The 15,422-nt window shown below is 62.1% G+C and carries 16 protein-coding genes; 6 read left to right on the top strand and 10 right to left on the bottom strand.

Features of this window, described 5'->3' with window-relative positions; genetic code table 11:
• Positions 1-69 precede the first annotated feature (69 nt).
• From V4R08_RS03885 to V4R08_RS03910, 6 genes are all read left to right on the top strand, one after another.
• On the top strand, positions 70-600 hold the full coding sequence (locus V4R08_RS03885) for a copper chaperone PCu(A)C (protein WP_335578128.1): 531 nt from the start codon (positions 70-72) through the stop codon (positions 598-600).
• Entirely contained in the window at positions 600-1,130 is a 531-nt protein-coding gene (locus V4R08_RS03890) for a YcnI family protein (RefSeq protein ID WP_442935624.1), read from the top strand. Before V4R08_RS03885 ends, V4R08_RS03890 begins: the two co-directional genes overlap by 1 nt.
• 48 nt (positions 1,131-1,178) lie before the next feature.
• Complete coding sequence (locus tag V4R08_RS03895) at positions 1,179-2,723, top strand: copper resistance CopC/CopD family protein (protein ID WP_335578130.1); 1,545 nt, start codon at positions 1,179-1,181, stop codon at positions 2,721-2,723.
• Positions 2,724-2,912: 189 nt separating this feature from the next.
• Positions 2,913-4,232: a proline--tRNA ligase gene (gene proS, locus V4R08_RS03900; protein ID WP_335578131.1), complete on the top strand. Its 1,320-nt coding sequence runs from the start codon at positions 2,913-2,915 to the stop codon at positions 4,230-4,232.
• Between the two features lie 73 nt (positions 4,233-4,305).
• Positions 4,306-5,586, top strand: a complete 1,281-nt coding sequence (locus V4R08_RS03905; protein WP_335578132.1) for a lipoprotein-releasing ABC transporter permease subunit — start codon at positions 4,306-4,308, stop codon at positions 5,584-5,586.
• 9 nt (positions 5,587-5,595) lie between these two features.
• Positions 5,596-6,294, top strand: coding sequence for an ABC transporter ATP-binding protein (locus V4R08_RS03910; protein WP_335578133.1), 699 nt, complete (start codon positions 5,596-5,598; stop codon positions 6,292-6,294).
• A gap of 142 nt (positions 6,295-6,436) precedes the next feature.
• Here the strand turns inward: V4R08_RS03910 and V4R08_RS03915 are convergent, their stop codons facing one another.
• The 10 genes from V4R08_RS03915 to V4R08_RS03960 form a co-directional block, all read right to left on the bottom strand.
• Positions 6,437-6,868 carry a DUF3551 domain-containing protein gene (locus V4R08_RS03915; protein WP_335578134.1) on the bottom strand — a complete coding sequence of 144 codons (432 nt, stop codon included), beginning with the start codon at positions 6,866-6,868 and terminating at the stop codon, positions 6,437-6,439.
• Positions 6,789-7,466 (bottom strand): leucyl/phenylalanyl-tRNA--protein transferase, encoded by a 678-nt coding sequence (gene aat, locus V4R08_RS03920; RefSeq protein ID WP_335580175.1) that lies wholly within the window; start codon positions 7,464-7,466, stop codon positions 6,789-6,791. The genes V4R08_RS03915 and aat overlap by 80 nt, the downstream gene beginning before the upstream one ends.
• Before the next feature lie 290 nt (positions 7,467-7,756).
• Entirely contained in the window at positions 7,757-8,845 is a 1,089-nt protein-coding gene (locus tag V4R08_RS03925; protein ID WP_335578135.1) for a sensor histidine kinase, read from the bottom strand.
• Positions 8,842-9,282: a response regulator gene (locus V4R08_RS03930; protein ID WP_335578136.1), complete on the bottom strand. Its 441-nt coding sequence runs from the start codon at positions 9,280-9,282 to the stop codon at positions 8,842-8,844. Before V4R08_RS03930 ends, V4R08_RS03925 begins: the two co-directional genes overlap by 4 nt.
• Positions 9,279-10,811 (bottom strand): sensor histidine kinase, encoded by a 1,533-nt coding sequence (locus tag V4R08_RS03935; protein WP_442935677.1) that lies wholly within the window; start codon positions 10,809-10,811, stop codon positions 9,279-9,281. The genes V4R08_RS03930 and V4R08_RS03935 overlap by 4 nt, the downstream gene beginning before the upstream one ends.
• Positions 10,812-10,955: 144 nt before the next feature.
• Entirely contained in the window at positions 10,956-12,311 is a 1,356-nt protein-coding gene (gene accC, locus V4R08_RS03940) for an acetyl-CoA carboxylase biotin carboxylase subunit (RefSeq protein ID WP_335578138.1), read from the bottom strand.
• 25 nt (positions 12,312-12,336) lie between these two features.
• Positions 12,337-12,825, bottom strand: coding sequence for an acetyl-CoA carboxylase biotin carboxyl carrier protein (accB, locus tag V4R08_RS03945; RefSeq protein ID WP_335578139.1), 489 nt, complete (start codon positions 12,823-12,825; stop codon positions 12,337-12,339).
• A 40-nt stretch (positions 12,826-12,865) separates the two neighbouring features.
• Positions 12,866-13,336: a type II 3-dehydroquinate dehydratase gene (gene aroQ / locus V4R08_RS03950; RefSeq protein ID WP_335578140.1), complete on the bottom strand. Its 471-nt coding sequence runs from the start codon at positions 13,334-13,336 to the stop codon at positions 12,866-12,868.
• Between the two features lie 294 nt (positions 13,337-13,630).
• Positions 13,631-14,359 carry a DUF1236 domain-containing protein gene (locus tag V4R08_RS03955; RefSeq protein WP_335578141.1) on the bottom strand — a complete coding sequence of 243 codons (729 nt, stop codon included), beginning with the start codon at positions 14,357-14,359 and terminating at the stop codon, positions 13,631-13,633.
• 196 nt (positions 14,360-14,555) lie between these two features.
• Positions 14,556-15,323 carry a DsbA family protein gene (locus V4R08_RS03960; RefSeq protein ID WP_335578142.1) on the bottom strand — a complete coding sequence of 256 codons (768 nt, stop codon included), beginning with the start codon at positions 15,321-15,323 and terminating at the stop codon, positions 14,556-14,558.
• Between the last annotated feature and the right edge of the window lie 99 nt (positions 15,324-15,422).

Below are 15,422 nucleotides of genomic sequence, written 5' to 3' on the forward strand. Positions count from 1 at the left end.
GTCTACCGTCACGACCTCCGCGCTTACGAGTCGAACTTCCTACGTGACAGAACCAAAAAGGAGAATGTCATGAATTTGTCATTGACGCTTCGCATCATGATCGGCGCGGTCGCGATCGCCGCACTTGGCGTGGGTGCCTCGGCCAACGCCGAGTCCGTCAAGGCCGGCGATCTGGTCATCTCGCAGGCATGGACCCGTGCCACGCCCGGCGGTGCCAAGGTCGGTGGCGGGTATCTCACCATCGAGAACAAGGGCGCGACTGCCGATAAACTGCTCGGCGGCTCGACCGATGCGGCCGGCAAGCTCGAAGTTCATCAGATGAGCATGAACAACGGCGTGATGACAATGCATCCGGTCGAGGGCGGCCTCACGATCGAGCCGGGCAAGACCGTCAAGCTTGCGCCGGGCGGCTATCACCTGATGTTGCTCGATCTCAAGCATCCGTTCAAACAGGGCGAGACGGTGCCGGTGACGCTCGACTTCGAAAAGGCGGGCAAGGTCGCGGTCTCGCTCGATGTGCAAGGCATCGGCGCGAGCGCACCGAGCGCGCCGGCAGGCGGAGCGATGACGGATCATCAGCATGACGGAAACAAGAAGTGATGCGCGACTCGCGATTGTGGATCGGCACGATCATTGCGGCCGCTGCCGCGGTGGTCTCGTGTAACGCGGCGCTGGCGCATGTCACGGTCCAGCCCACGGACGCGCCCGCGAACAGCTATGCGCATCTCGTCTTCACCGTGCCGCACGGCTGCAACGGCAGTGCGACGACGGCGCTGCGGATCAAGTTGCCGGAAGGAATTCTGTCCGCGAAGCCGCAGATGAAGCCGGGTTGGAAGGTCGAAATCAAGAGCAGAAAGCTCGAAGCTCCGGTGCAAGGGCCGCACGGCAAATCCATCACGGATGTCGTCGACGAGGTCGCCTGGCGCGGCGGCCCGTTGCCGGACAACCTCTATGACACATTCGGTCTGATCGTGCGGCTTCCGGACAAGCCGGGACAGAGCCTCTATTTTCCTGTTGTGCAGGAGTGCGAAAAGGGTGTCGAGCGCTGGATTGAAATCCCGTCCGCAGGGCAGGGCTCCGACAAGCTGGAAGCGCCGGCGCCGGTGGTTCATCTGAAAGCCAGCCACTGAGAATCGTCATTCGTGAGAGGTCTGGCGCAGTTGGGATGGTGCTTGCTGTTGGCAGCGGTATTGCTGCCTTCGGCGGCCTGGGCTCACGCCAGCCTGATCGCCAGCGATCCCGCGAAGGGCGTTCTATTGGCGCACGCGCCGGCGACGCTGACGCTGACCTTCAACGAGCCGGTCGAACCGCTGACGATCCGGATCGTCGATCAGAGCGGCACGGGCGCGAACATCACCCGGATCCGTCGCGACGGGGCGCATCTCATTTTGACGCCGCCGGCGACATTGGGCGATGGCGCGCACGTCATTAGCTGGCGGGTGATTTCGGCGGACGGTCATCCGGTGGGCGGCTCCACGACGTTCTGGGTTGGCCGCCGCGACGGCGATGCGCCGCAGGTGGTGCGCTCGGACGACATGCGGCTTCGCGGCGCGATCTGGCTGGCGCGGCTCGCCATCTACTTCGGCTTGTTTGTCGGTGCCGGCGGCGCGTTCTTCGTCGCCTGGATGCGGGCGCCGTCCGCGCCGGTCATGCGCGTCATCGGCAGCAGCGTCGAACTGGTCGCGTTGGCCGCGCTGGCGCTTTCGGTCGGACTGCAAGGGCTCGATGCTCTTGCCTTGCCGCTGTCGTCGTTACCGGATCCGGACGTGTGGGCCGTTGGCGCTCGCGGCTCATTTGGGTTGTCGGCTGCGCTCGCGGCCGCGGCGTTGCTGCTCGCTCTGCTGTCGCATCGGGCCGGCGGGCCACGCGCCAGGGTGATGTCGCTCGGTGCCCTGGTCGGTGTTGGACTGACCTTGGCGACAACCGGTCATGCCGCCACTGCCTCGCCGCGATGGCTAACCGCGCCTGCGGTGTTCGTGCATGGCACTGCTCTGGCGTTCTGGGTCGGATCGCTGGTTCCGCTCGCGCTGGCGATGCGCGGGCCTCGCCAGACTGTCATCGACGTTCTGACACGGTTTTCCCGCGTCATCCCGTTCGCCGTCGCCGCGTTGCTGGCGAGCGGATTGCTGCTCGCCGTTATACAACTCGAACGGCTGGACGCGCTGTGGACCACAAATTATGGCCGTGTCCTCACGTTCAAGCTCGTGCTGGTGGCCTTGCTGCTGGCGGTCGCGCTCTGGAATCGGTTGTATCTTACCCCGCGGATCGGGAAGGGCCGCGTCAACTCTCGCCGTCAGATGCGACGAACGATCGTCGCCGAATTGGTTCTGGTGGCCGGCATTCTCGGCATCGTCGGGCTTTGGCGCTTCACTCCGCCGCCTCGCGCGCTGATGGTCGCAACCGAGCCGTTCTTCACGCACCTTCATACCGGGCAGATGATGGCGGACGTTACCGTGTCGCCGGACCGGGCGGGGCCGATCAGTATTGAAATCCAGTTGCGGACGCCGGACGAGGAGGTGCTGGCCGCCAAGGGCGTTTCCGCCAGGCTGTCCAGTCCGGACAACGGCATCGAGCCTTCGACCGCCGAAGCGCAATCTCTCGGCGAGGGACAGTGGCGGGTCTCGATGGCGGCCCCGGTTGCCGGACAATGGACCCTTGCATTCGATATCCTGATCTCGGATTTCAATCAGCTTCATGCCGAGGCCGAAATCCAGATCAAGTAAGACATGGTGGCAGTAGTTCGGGGCGCGGCCGCGATCCGGACGCATAAATAAGCATAAATAAATTTGTCTCAGGCGAGCGGAATTCCGCCGCTTTCGCGCGGCCTGTCGTCTTACAAACCCTTGTATTTTGTCAGCCGATCCGGTTTCACTCGAACGTCCCGTGTCCCGAAACGATTCCCAGGCAGGCCCATGCGATTGTCGCGGTTCTTTTTGCCGATTCTGAAGGAGACTCCGAAGGAAGCCGAGATCGTCTCGCACCGGCTCATGCTGCGGGCGGGCATGATGCGGCAGGAGGCTGCCGGTATCTATGCCTGGTTGCCGCTCGGCCTTCGCGTGCTCAAGAAGATCGAGGCGATCGTGCGCGAGGAACAGAACCGCGCTGGCGCCATCGAATTGTTGATGCCGACGCTGCAACTCGCGGACCTCTGGCGCGAAAGCGGCCGCTACGACGCCTATGGCCCAGAGATGCTGCGGATTCAGGACCGCCATAAGCGCGAGTTGCTGTATGGGCCGACCAACGAGGAAATGATCACCGAGATTTTCAGGAGCTACGTGCGCTCATACAAGAGCCTGCCGCTCAACCTCTATCATATCCAGTGGAAGTTCCGTGACGAGCAGCGTCCCCGTTTCGGCGTCATGCGTGGCCGCGAATTCCTCATGAAGGATGCCTATTCGTTCGATATCGATGAAGCCGGCGCGCGGCTTTCCTACAACAGGATGTTCGTCGCTTACCTGCGCACATTCGCGCGCATGGGATTGAAGGCGATCCCGATGCGAGCGGAAACCGGCCCAATCGGCGGCGATCTCAGCCATGAATTCATCGTTCTCGCCGACACCGGAGAGTCCGGCGTCTATATCGACAGGGACGTTCTCGATCTTCCGGTGCCGGGCACGGACGTGGATTACGACGGCGATCTGACGCCGATCGTCAAACAATGGACCACCGCCTATGCCGCGACCGAGGACGTTCACGACGGAACGCGCTATGAGCGCGAGGTTCCGGAGGAGAGGCGCGTTCACACCCGCGGCATCGAAGTCGGCCAGATCTTCTATTTCGGCACCAAGTATTCCGAATCGATGAAAGCGCTGGTGGCCGGCCCCGACGGCGTCGAGCAGCCGATCCACGGCGGTTCTTACGGAGTGGGGGTCTCCCGTCTCGTCGGGGCAATCATCGAGGCCTGTCACGATGAGGCGGGCATCAAGTGGCCGGAAGCCGTCGCTCCGTTCACGATAGCGATCCTGAACCTGAAACAAGGCGCCAGCGATACCGATGCGGCCTGCGAACGGCTCTATCGTGAGCTATCCGCCAAGGGAGTTGACGTGCTTTACGATGACACCGACCAGCGGGCAGGTGCGAAGTTCGCAACCGCCGACCTTATCGGCGTTCCCTGGCAGGTCATGGTGGGCCCCAAGGGGCTCGCCGAAGGCAAGGTCGAGATCAAGCGGCGCGGGGACGGGACGCGCGAGAATGTCGCGCTGGAAGATGCAGTTGAGCGGTTGATGGAGTAGCGATTATCCACCGCGCGCGGCATTCAATGCCATTCCGGCCACAATTGGCCGCGAATCATGGGATTATCGAACGATGGATGAGACCATGAACGAGCCGCTCCGGACCAAGCCCTTTGCCGCCTTCGAGTGGATGCTGTCCGGGCGCTATTTGCGGGCGCGGCGGAAGGAAGGTTTCATCTCGGTCATTGCCGGCTTTTCGTTCCTGGGCATCATGCTCGGCGTCGCCACGTTGATCATCGTGATGGCCGTCATGAACGGATTTCGCACGGAACTTCTCAGCAAGATTCTTGGCATGAACGGGCATCTGCTGGTTCAGCCGCTGGAGTCGCCTCTCACCGACTGGAAGGATGTTGCCGACCGCATCAGTCAGGTGCCGGGTATACGGCTCGCCGCGCCTGTCGTCGACGGCCAGGCGCTCGCGTCTTCGCCGTATAATGCCGCCGGCGTTTTCGTCCGGGGCATCAGGGCCGCTGACCTCAATAATCTCACCTCCATCGCCAAAAATATCAAACAGGGTACGCTCGAGGGATTTGACGACGGGCAGGGCGTGGCCATCGGCCGGCGCCTTGCCGATCAGCTCTCGCTGCACGCGGGCGACAGCATCACACTGGTCGCGCCGCGCGGGGCTGTGACCCCCATGGGCACGACTCCGCGCATCAAGCCGTACAAGGTCGCGGCGGTGTTCGAGATCGGGATGTCCGAATACGATTCCACCTTCGTGTTCATGCCGCTGTCCGAGGCGCAGGCCTATTTCAATCGCGCCAACGATGTCACCGCGATCGAGATCTATACGGACAATCCGGACAAGGTCGATGAATTTCGCAAGTCGGTGACAGAAGCCGCGGGCCGGCCGGTGTTTCTGGTCGACTGGCGGCAGCGGAATTCGACGTTTTTCAATGCGCTCCAGGTCGAGCGCAATGTGATGTTTCTGATCCTGACGCTGATTGTCCTCGTTGCGGCGCTGAATATCGTTTCGGGATTGATCATGCTGGTCAAGGACAAAGGCAGCGATATCGCGATCCTGCGCACCATGGGGGCGTCGCAGGGATCGATCATGCGTATCTTCCTGATTACCGGGGCTGCGATCGGTGTCGTCGGCACGCTCACCGGCTTTATCGTCGGGCTGGTGATCTGTCTCAACATCGAGTCGATCCGGGAATTCCTGTCGTGGCTCACCAGCACCGAGCTGTTCTCGCCGGAGCTTTACTTCCTGTCCAAACTGCCGGCTGAGATCGATTTTCGGGAGACCGGCGCTGTTGTAATCATGGCGTTGACACTGTCGTTTCTCGCGACTCTTTATCCGTCGTGGCGTGCCGCGCGCCTCGATCCCGTCGACGCCTTGCGGTACGAGTGAGCGACGGACATGGAGCAGGGGGCAAAGGAGGTACCGGTTGTTTATCTTCACGACATCAGGCGTCAATATACGCAGGGCGAAACAAGACTGACCATTCTGGACGGCACGAAGCTTGCCTTGTGGGCAGGCCAGTCCGTCGCACTCGTGGCTCCTTCGGGATCGGGCAAATCGACCTTGCTGCATATCGCCGGGCTGCTCGAGAGTCCGGATGCCGGGGAGGTTTATATCGGAGGAACCGCGACGTCGGGCCTCTCGGACATGGAGCGCACCCGGATTCGGCGCACCGATGTCGGGTTCGTCTATCAATCTCACCGTCTTCTTCCGGAATTCACCGCGCTCGAAAACGTCATGCTGCCGCAGATGATCCGCGGCCTCAGACGCTCGGAGACGGTCAAGCGCGCGCGCGAAATTCTCGCCTATCTCGGCCTCGAGGACCGCGTCACCCATCGTCCGGCGGAACTATCCGGCGGCGAACAGCAACGGGTCGCGATCGCGCGGGCCGTCGCCAATGCGCCGCGTGTGCTGTTGGCCGATGAACCGACCGGCAACCTGGATCCCCACACCGCGGATCATGTGTTCAATGCGCTGATGCAGCTTGTGAAAGCGACTCGGGTGGCAATGCTGATTGCGACGCATAACATGGAACTCGCGGATCGGATGGACCGGCGGGTATCGCTGGAGAACGGTCACGTCGTCGAACTGGACTGAAGCGTTTTCGAGCGAAGCGGATACCGGTTCGCGTGAAGAAAACGCGTCAAATCAAAATCATAGAGCCTCGCTTCTGATTCCATCAGAAGCGAAAAGGCTCTGAAGCGGGCCGCACGATCGCGAAGCCGGACACGCGCTCCAGTCAACGGCCGTGCCGTCGGCGCGACCGCCGATTCGAGCCGTCCTTCGGGTCGCCGAAAAACGGATTCTCCACGCATTGGGCGGGACGTCCCGACGCCAGCGGCCTGCATTGCCGGAGGGTCATATACCGGCAGTCGTTGTACGCGATCGGCCCGTAAATCACCATGCAGACCGGATAGCGGCTGTCCCAGGCTTGTGCGTGAGCAGTCGTGCACGAGCAGATGATGGCCGAAGCGATCAAGAGTACTGCACGCATCAACAAGAATCCTCGGAATGGGCGGCTGCCGACAAGCGCCCCTGGCCGGCTTTTGAGGCAGCATATCGGATTTTTGAAAGAATCGCGCTGGTGGCTCTTACGCACGGTCGGCCATGATCCTGAGCGCATCCGCGCCGGGAACCGGCCGGTCAAGCGGCAGGGCCGCAAAATCGGCATGGCCTTCCAGCGCAGCGTCCAGCAGCGCCCGGTAGCGCCTGCGCGGGATTTCGATCGCGCCGAACCCGCGCAGGTGATCGGTCACGAATTGCGTATCGAGCAGCAGGAAGCCGCCCGCGATCAATCGGGCGACCAGATGCACCAGCGCGACCTTCGAGGCGTCCCGCGCGATATGAAACATGCTCTCGCCAAAAAACGCCCGGCCGAGCCTGACGCCATAAAGGCCGCCCGCGAGTTCGTCTCCCTGCCAGACCTCGACGCTGTGACAGTGGCCCAGTTCGTGCAAGGCGACGTAAAGTTCCCGGATGCGGCGGTTGATCCAGGTATTGTCACGGCCAGGCTGCGGAGCGGCGCAGCCGTCAATTACCGCGTTGAAGGCGGTATCGACGGTCACGGCGAAACTGTCCGATCGCACCGTGCGCGCGAGCCGCGACGGAACCCGAAAATTCTCGAGCGGGATCACACCGCGCAGCTTCGGTTCGACCCAGAACAGCGTCGGGTCGTCGACGCTTTCCGCCATCGGGAAGATGCCACAGGCGTAGGCGCGCAGCAGCAGCTCGGGCGTGATCTCGGAGGAGGCGGTCTCGCGGGACATCATGCGCATTATAGCAGAGCTGAAGCGCTGCCGGGCCGATAATCTGCTAGAGCATGATCCCGAAAAGTGGAAACCGGTTTTCGGATAAGATCATGCTCGATCAAAAGGATAAGGCCAGAGTCTGATTCAACGCAGTTGAATCAGACTCTGGAGCCTTTTCGCTTCTGATGGAATCAGAAGCGGGGCTCTATGATTTTGATTTGACGCGTTTTCTTGACGCGAACCGGTATCCACTTCGCTCGAAAACGCTCTAGGTGCGCAGAGGCGTGTTTTTTACCATTGGTTGCCCGTGCTCAGGCCACGATTGCAGACCTGGGTTTCGCGGCCGGTGAAAACTCGCGGCGGAATCGCAACACGATACGCGTGCCGGCATGGGTCGGATCACGCTCGGCCTGAGCGTCGAGTTTCTGCGCCATCGCGGAAACAATCCGCTGGCCCATTCCCGTCGAGTGCGGATCGGTCCTTGCATGGAGGCCGACGCCGTCGTCGGTGATCGATAGCTCGACGTCGCCGCCGTCGACCGCGAGTTCGACGTGGATCGGGCCGGGGCCGTCGGGGTAGGCGTATTTGACCGCGTTCATCACCAGTTCGTTGACGATGATTCCGATCGCCACGGCGCGATCCGGATCGATCTCGACGGGTTCGGCCTTCAGGTCGAGGCGCGACATCCGGTTGCCTTCGGCGGAGCGCCGGAGATCCTCGAGCAGCGCTTGAAGATACTGGTTCAGCAGCACGCTGTTCAGGTCGTGTGAGGTGTAGAGCCGGCGATGCACCTGCGCCACGGCCGCCACGCGGCCCATTGCGTTGGTGAGCGCAGCCTTGACGCCTTCATCGGGACTGGAATTGGCCTGCAGGTGCAGCAGCGACGCGATGATCTGGAGGCTGTTGCCGACGCGATGATTGACCTCGCGCAGCAGCACCTCGCGCTCGGCGGCCAGCGCCGCATAGCGGTCGCGCGAGGCGCGGATTTCGGCCTCGGCGTCGTCGTGCGCCTTCTGGATGCGCGCCTGCCGGATCGCCACTTCGGCCGCGACCTGCAGCAGGGGGACGAACTCGCCGAGCGTATCTTTGACGAGATAGTCGGCGGCGCCAGCTTTGAGCGCGGTCACGGCGATCTTCGAGTCCTGCGACGCGGTGACGAACACCACCGGCGGCGCGCCGGGGATCGCCTGAATCCGCGCCAGCGTCTCCAGCCCGTCGAGGCCCGGCATGTACTGGTCGAGCGCGATCACATCGATGCCGCCTTGCGCGATGCGTGCGAGCCCGGCTTCGCCGTCGGGAGCGTGCTCCACGCAGAATCCATGACGTGTCAGGCCGAGCTGAACCAGCCGGGCCAGGGCCTTGTCGTCATCCACGTATAAAAGGGTAGGCTTGTCGCTCATGGAACGGCTTGCGGAACCTGAATGACGGAGAAGAACAAGCCGAGTTGCCGGATCGCGTGGGCGAAGCTCTCATAGTTCACCGGCTTCGTGATGTAGACGTTGCATCCGAGCTCGTAACATCGCTTGATCTCCTGGGAATCGTCGGTCGTCGTCAGCACGACCACCGGCGCGAACTTCAGATATTTGTTCTCCTTCACCCGTCGCAGGATATCGATGCCGGTCATGTCGGGCAGGTTGAGGTCGAGCAGGATAAGCAACGCCTCGCCCTTGTGCGCCAGGCCGCTGCCATCCGCACCGAACAGGTAATCGACGGCATCTGTACCGTTGTTGAACGGCTTGATCTCATTGTTGACGCCTGAACGCCGGATATTGCGCTCGATCAGCCGGGCATGACCGTCATCGTCCTCGATCATGATAATGGTGACTGGCGTACTCATGGTTGCTTGTCCCCATTGCTGCCTGCCCATGCGGCCGGAAGAGTAACACTAAATGTGCTTCCGGTGTTAAGTCCCGAAGCGACCGACATGGTTCCTCCGAGCCTTCGGACCAGCGTGCGGGCGTGCGCGAGGCCGATGCCCTGACCAGGCCGATCCTGCGGGCCCGCCCGGCGGAATAGATCAAAGATACGCTGGTGGTCCTTCGGATCGATGCCGCGGCCGTTATCGGTGATTTCATAGATCGCAAAGCCAAGCTTGCGCCGGCCGTGGATAGCGATGTCGCCGGGGACACCGGGCTTCAGATATTTCAGCGCGTTATCGATCAAGTTCGAGAAAATCTGCTCGATCGCGAGGCGGTCGCTGACGATATCGGGTAGCGGCCCGACCCGGATTTGGGCGTTGGCCTCGGCGGCCTGATGCGCCACGGTCGACGCGATGTTCTCGATCAGATCGCGCATGGCGATCGGGGCGGGGTGGAATTCGCGGCGGCCCTCGCGGGCGAGAACGAGGATCGCGCTGATCAGCCGGTCCATTTTGCCGATCGACGACTTGATGAACCCGAGTGCCTCGGTGAAGTCCTGCGACAATTGCTTGTCAGGTTCGTCGAGAACCGGTTCAACGACGGCCGCCGGATCTTCCGTCGCCGGAGGCGGGAGGCGGTCCGGCCGGCTCAGGCCCGCGATCCGCCTGAAGATGTCGCCGCGCAGTTCCTCGAGTTCGCTGGTGAAGCCCATGATGTTGACCAGCGGCGAGCGCAGGTCGTGGCTGACGATGTAGGCGAAACGCTGGATTTCTTCGTTGGCCTCGCGGAGATCGCTGGTGCGTTGCTCCACGGTGGATTCGAGGTTGAGATTGTTGTCGCGCAACTGGGCTTCAGCCACGTCGCGCGCCCGGCTCGATCGTCGCACCAGGAAGATCGAGAGTCCCGCAAACACCACGACCAGCCCCGAGCCGATGCTGGTGATCGAAGCCGAGAGCGACTGGCTGGCATCGGCCGACGCCGTTCGCGCCGCAAGCAGGCGGCCTTCTTCAGCCTGCATCTTGCCCGCCAGATCGCGGATCTGTCCCATCGCGTCGTGGTCGGCCTCCTGACGCGCGATCTCGGTAGCTTCGTTGAGCCGGTTCGCCTGCGTTAGGTCGATTCCGTGCCGCAACTGCTCGATCCGCTGATTAGTTTGTGGGATCATCTGTTTGAGCAACTGCTGCTGATAGGGATTGTCGATCGTCAGCGCCTTCAGCCGTTCGAAACTTGGCGGAATCTGGCTGGCTGCTTTGTCGAACGCGCTGCGGAATTCCGCGCGCTGCGTCAGCAGGAAGCCGCGCTGCGCGCTTTCGGCGCGCCGCATCCGCAACTGGGCGACGGAAATTTCATTCTCGACCTCCATGCTGTGCAGGAGCCAACGCGAATCCTCGCGCGCCTTGTTGACGAGATACACGGAGGTCGCGCTGATCAGGGTCAGCACCACGAGGCCTGCGCCCAGCAGGATAACCTGGCCGAGCGCGTGGCGCGATGATTTCACGGGGATCACCGCCATGGGTCATGTTTGGTTTGAGACAGCCTAAATAGCTCCCCGCACGGTTTCCGTGCATCGCCTTTGTTAAAACGCCTCAGCGTGAGGCCGGTTCCCGTACCTTCCGGGTATTGCCATGGCCCCGAGCCGCGGAGGAGCGGTTCAAGCTCCCGTTAGGCCGCCACTGGCGAGATACTGCTCCAGCCAATGGATGTGATAGTCGCCGTCGATGATGCTCGCCTCGCGGACCAGCGCCCGGAACAGCGGCAAGGTGGTCTCGATGCCATCCACCACCATCTCATCGAGTGCCCGGCGCAGCTTCATCAGACATTCGGAGCGAGTCTTGCCGTGGACGATCAGCTTGCCCACCAGCGAGTCGTAATAGGGCGGAATCACATAGCCCTGATAAACAGCGGAATCGATCCGGACGCCAAGCCCGCCGGGCGCATGGAATCGCATGATCCTGCCCGGCGAGGGCCGGAAGGTGACGGGATTCTCCGCGTTGATCCGGCACTCGATGGCATGGCCGTTTACGACGATTTCCTTCTGAGTCGCGGGAAGGTCGCCGCCGGCGGCGATGCGGATCTGCTCCAGCACCAGATCGATGTCGGTGATCATTTCGGTGACCGGATGCTCGACCTGGATGCGGGTGTTCATTTCGATGAAATAGAACTTGCCGTCCTCGTAAAGGAATTCGATGGTGCCGACACCGAGATACTGTATCTCACGCATCGCCCTGGCGACCGTTTCGCCGATCTTGTTGCGGGCGGCGGCGGTCAGCGCAGGCGAAGGGCCTTCTTCCCAGACCTTCTGGTGGCGCCGTTGCAGCGAGCAGTCGCGTTCTCCCAGATGAATGGCGCCGCCGCGGCCGTCGCCGAGCACCTGGATTTCGATGTGGCGCGGCTTCTGCAAGTATTTTTCCAGATAGACGGAAGCATCGCCGAACGCCGCCCTGGCCTCGTTGCCGGCGGTCGATATCGCCATCATCAGGTCGTCGGGCGTCTTGGCGATTTTCATGCCGCGTCCGCCGCCGCCGGCGGCCGCCTTCACCAGCACGGGAAAACCGATCGCCTTGGCGATCGCCATGGCGTCGTGGTCCGGGCCGATGCCGCCGTCGGAGCCCGGAACCACCGGAATGCCGAGCCGCTTCGCGGTCTTCTTGGCCTCGATCTTGTCGCCCATCAGGCGGATGTGTTCGGCCTTGGGGCCGATGAAATGCAGGCGGTGGTCAGCGAGGATTTCGGCGAAGCGGGCGTTCTCGGACAAAAAGCCGTAGCCGGGATGCACGGCATCGGCGCCGGTGATCTCACAGGCGGCCAGCAGCGCCGGAATGTTGAGATAGCTGTCCTTCGACGGCGGCGGTCCGATACAGACGCTCTCGTCCGCAAGCCGCACATGCATGGCGTCGGCGTCGGCGGTGGAATGCACCGCGACGGTCGCGATACCGAGCTCCTTGCAGGCGCGCAGGATACGCAGGGCGATCTCGCCGCGATTGGCTATCAGGATCTTGTCGAACATCACTGCGCCCGCGGTTCGAACGTCATCATTCGATAATGACCAGCGGCTCGCCGAACTCGACGGGCTGGCCATCCTCTACGAGAACCTGCGTGACCGTGCCGGCCCGTGGCGACGGAATCTGGTTCATTGTCTTCATGGCCTCGATGATCAGCAGCGTCTGGCCTGCGGTGACCTTGGAGCCGACCTCGATGAAGGGCTTGGCGCCGGGCTCCGACGCCCAATAGGCTGTACCGACCATCGGCGACGGGACCATACCCGGATGCTTGCTGATGTCGGCGGGGGCGGGGGCCTGCGCGGCGGCAGGTATCGGCCCTGCAGGCTGATAGCTCGCGGGCATCGCCGCGCCAACGCCGACATTGCGTGCGACCCGGACCCGGAGCCCGTCGCGCTCGATCTCGATCTCGGTGAGATTGGTCTCGTCGAGCAGCGCGGCAAGCTCGCGGATCACCTCGCTTTCCTCGCGCGGTTCGTCGCCGGTTTTGGTTTGTGCTGGGTCTCCAGGCTGACGGGCCATGATCTCGATCCGAAACTTTCTGTGGGATGACACTGATACGTCAGGATTTGACTTTTGCGCCGGATTTTTCCGCGCCGATCCTGGCGGCAAGGCCGGCGATGGCGAGCCGGTAGCCATCAATGCCGAACCCGCAGAGGCTCGCAAAGGCGGCTCTTGCCGTGAACGAGTGATGGCGGAAGTCCTCGCGCGCATGGATATTGCTGATGTGAACCTCGACGGTTGGGATATTCACCGCCACCAGCGCATCGTGAAGCGCAACCGAGGTGTGCGAGTAGCCGCCGGCGTTGATAACGATGCCGGCCGCCTTCTTCGCATGGGCGTCGTGGATGAAGTCGATCAGTTCGCCCTCGCTATTGGACTGGCGGCAATCCGCGGCCAGTCCGAAGTCCTTGGCCGTGTCGGCGCAGAGCTTTTCGACGTCCGCCAGAGTGGCACGGCCATAGGTTTCCGGCTCCCGGGTCCCGAGCATGTTAAGATTCGGGCCGTTGAGCACGTAAATTGTCCTAGCCATCTGAAATCCCGAAAACAGGCGTTCCGGCGCACCCAAGCACCGGAGTTCGGGCCGTTATATGTAACAAGAGGGCCAAGGGGAAGCCTGAACCCTCTGGCATTCGGCTTCACATACCTCACTTTGTTCGCGAAAAGCTATTTAGAACATACGGAAATTGCTCGTTAACCAAGGTTGGGAGCGTTAACCGGGGGCGAGCGATAACGGGACGGGCGAACTGCGCTGTGATTCGGTTGCGTCACAGCGGCCGCGAGGGCCTTGGATCGGCCCGCGCGGCAGCTATTTGAAGAGTTCCGATCAGGCGTTCAGAACCGCTACGATTTCCAGAGTCCGCGGATCGACGACGATGATCTCGTCGCGAACCAGGAAGAATTCATAGCCGCGCCAACTCGGATAGATGCTGACGATTTCCGCCGGTAGCGGGTGGAAACTCACGGTGCGCGGCACCCGCGTGCCGACGGCGATCGAGAAGTTGACGTTCGTTGTCGGTCGCACGTGCTGGTCCCTGATCACCGTGGTGATCTTGGTGCGCTGTTCCGTCGAGAGCTTGGCGCCGCCACCAGCCTGACCCGTGGTCATGGTTGATGACCTGTTGGTGTCCACCGCGCTCTTCGAGGAATCGGACTTCCCGTTGCGTTCCTCGGCGCGCATGTTCTTCTCGGACTTGCCCGATTCATGGCTCTCCGAACGCATGCCCTTCGAGTGGTCGCTGCTCGCGCCGCTTTTCCCATAGTCTTCGGCGGACTTTTCGTTCTGCATCTTGCCGTGCTTCGTGTCCTGCGCGTGTTGCTTGGATTCGCTCCCGCGGGTCGTGCCCTCATGCGACATACCGTTGTAATCCGAGGCATCGTTGCGCATCGGAGTGGTTGCGGAGCCGCGGCCTTGTTCCGTCGACGGCGCGTTTTGCTGCATAGTCGATCCGCCGCCGGCACCCTCCCGGCCCATGCCTGTTCCCTGCGCGTAAGCAAATCCTGTTCCAGCGATCAGCGCCGCGGCCGCCGTCGATAAAAGAAATTGTTTGGTCATTGGTATCTCCTCACATGTTGCTTTGCCCACCAAACAACGGCGCGATGAGGAGTGTGTTCCGATGCAATCCGGGTTCCCCGGACTTGTTTTCTGAACGCGCGGTAAACGGGCCGGTGCGTGAACGCCATGGAGGGGGGGGCCAACGAAAAAAGCCCCGCTGTGCGCGGGGCCTCAGCGTTCGATCAGTGTCAAGCGATCAGCAAGACGCCTTGCCGCAGCGCGCCGTATTTATTTTTTCCTTGAGGGTATCGAGACCCACCGCGCCGACTACAACCTGCTTGCCGATCACATAGCTCGGGGTTCCGTTCATGCCCATCGACTCGGCAAGCTTGAAGTTCTGTTCCAGCGTTGCGCGGACTTCGGGGCTGCTCATGTCCTTTTCGATGCGAGCCATGTCGAGACCAGCCGCCTTGGCGGCTGCGAGCGCGTGCGTCTTGTCGGCATGCCCGCGTTCGCCGAGCAAGCGCTGATGGAAGTCGAGATATTTCTTGCCGTCGGGGTCTTGCATGCGAACGGCCACCGCGACCTGGGCGGCTTCAACCGAGCCGGGGCCGAGCACCGGAAATTCCTTCAGCACGACCTTGAGCTTGGGATCCGATTTCAACAGTTCGAGCATGTCGGCCATCGCGCGCTTGCAGTAACCGCAATTGTAATCGAAGAACTCGACGAAGCTGACGTCGCCGTTCTTGTTGCCCAGCGTCACGCCGCGCGGCGAATTGAAAATGGCATCCGCGTTCTTGGTGACTGCGGCCTCATGCTTGAGTGCCTCGGCAGCCGACTGACGCTTGCTGAGTTCGGCCGAGACATCTTCGAGGATTTCGGGATGGGCGAGCAGATAGCTTTTGACGATCTGTTCGATCTCGCCGCGCTGGCTGTCGGAGAAACTCTGCGCCGAGGCGGCAACGGGCGCTGCTCCGAGTGCGAGCGCAAAGAGAGCAGGAGCAAGAAAACGAAGCGAGGGCATTGTTCAATCCTTTGGACAGGGAATCTCGTTGTTCGGAGGTGCGTGGCTGGCGCCGTCTAGCAGTTCTAACATTCGCATCCCGTTTCAGCAGGTCCTTTG

Source organism: Nitrobacter sp. NHB1, from assembly GCF_036964665.1.
GTDB lineage: Bacteria > Pseudomonadota > Alphaproteobacteria > Rhizobiales > Xanthobacteraceae > Nitrobacter.

Coding starts and splice junctions, on each gene's coding strand:
- V4R08_RS03905 (WP_335578132.1), top strand. CDS start 4,306: ATGGATGAGACCATGAACGAGCCGCTCCGGACCAAGCCCTTTGCCGCC.
- V4R08_RS03925 (WP_335578135.1), bottom strand. CDS start 8,845: ATGAGCGACAAGCCTACCCTTTTATACGTGGATGACGACAAGGCCCTG.
- accB (WP_335578139.1), bottom strand. CDS start 12,825: ATGGCCCGTCAGCCTGGAGACCCAGCACAAACCAAAACCGGCGACGAA.
- V4R08_RS03885 (WP_335578128.1), top strand. CDS start 70: ATGAATTTGTCATTGACGCTTCGCATCATGATCGGCGCGGTCGCGATC.
- proS (WP_335578131.1), top strand. CDS start 2,913: ATGCGATTGTCGCGGTTCTTTTTGCCGATTCTGAAGGAGACTCCGAAG.
- V4R08_RS03890 (WP_442935624.1), top strand. CDS start 600: ATGCGCGACTCGCGATTGTGGATCGGCACGATCATTGCGGCCGCTGCC.
- aroQ (WP_335578140.1), bottom strand. CDS start 13,336: ATGGCTAGGACAATTTACGTGCTCAACGGCCCGAATCTTAACATGCTC.
- V4R08_RS03915 (WP_335578134.1), bottom strand. CDS start 6,868: ATGCCGATTTTGCGGCCCTGCCGCTTGACCGGCCGGTTCCCGGCGCGG.
- V4R08_RS03955 (WP_335578141.1), bottom strand. CDS start 14,359: ATGACCAAACAATTTCTTTTATCGACGGCGGCCGCGGCGCTGATCGCT.
- accC (WP_335578138.1), bottom strand. CDS start 12,311: ATGTTCGACAAGATCCTGATAGCCAATCGCGGCGAGATCGCCCTGCGT.
- V4R08_RS03930 (WP_335578136.1), bottom strand. CDS start 9,282: ATGAGTACGCCAGTCACCATTATCATGATCGAGGACGATGACGGTCAT.
- aat (WP_335580175.1), bottom strand. CDS start 7,466: ATGATGTCCCGCGAGACCGCCTCCTCCGAGATCACGCCCGAGCTGCTG.
- V4R08_RS03960 (WP_335578142.1), bottom strand. CDS start 15,323: ATGCCCTCGCTTCGTTTTCTTGCTCCTGCTCTCTTTGCGCTCGCACTC.
- V4R08_RS03910 (WP_335578133.1), top strand. CDS start 5,596: ATGGAGCAGGGGGCAAAGGAGGTACCGGTTGTTTATCTTCACGACATC.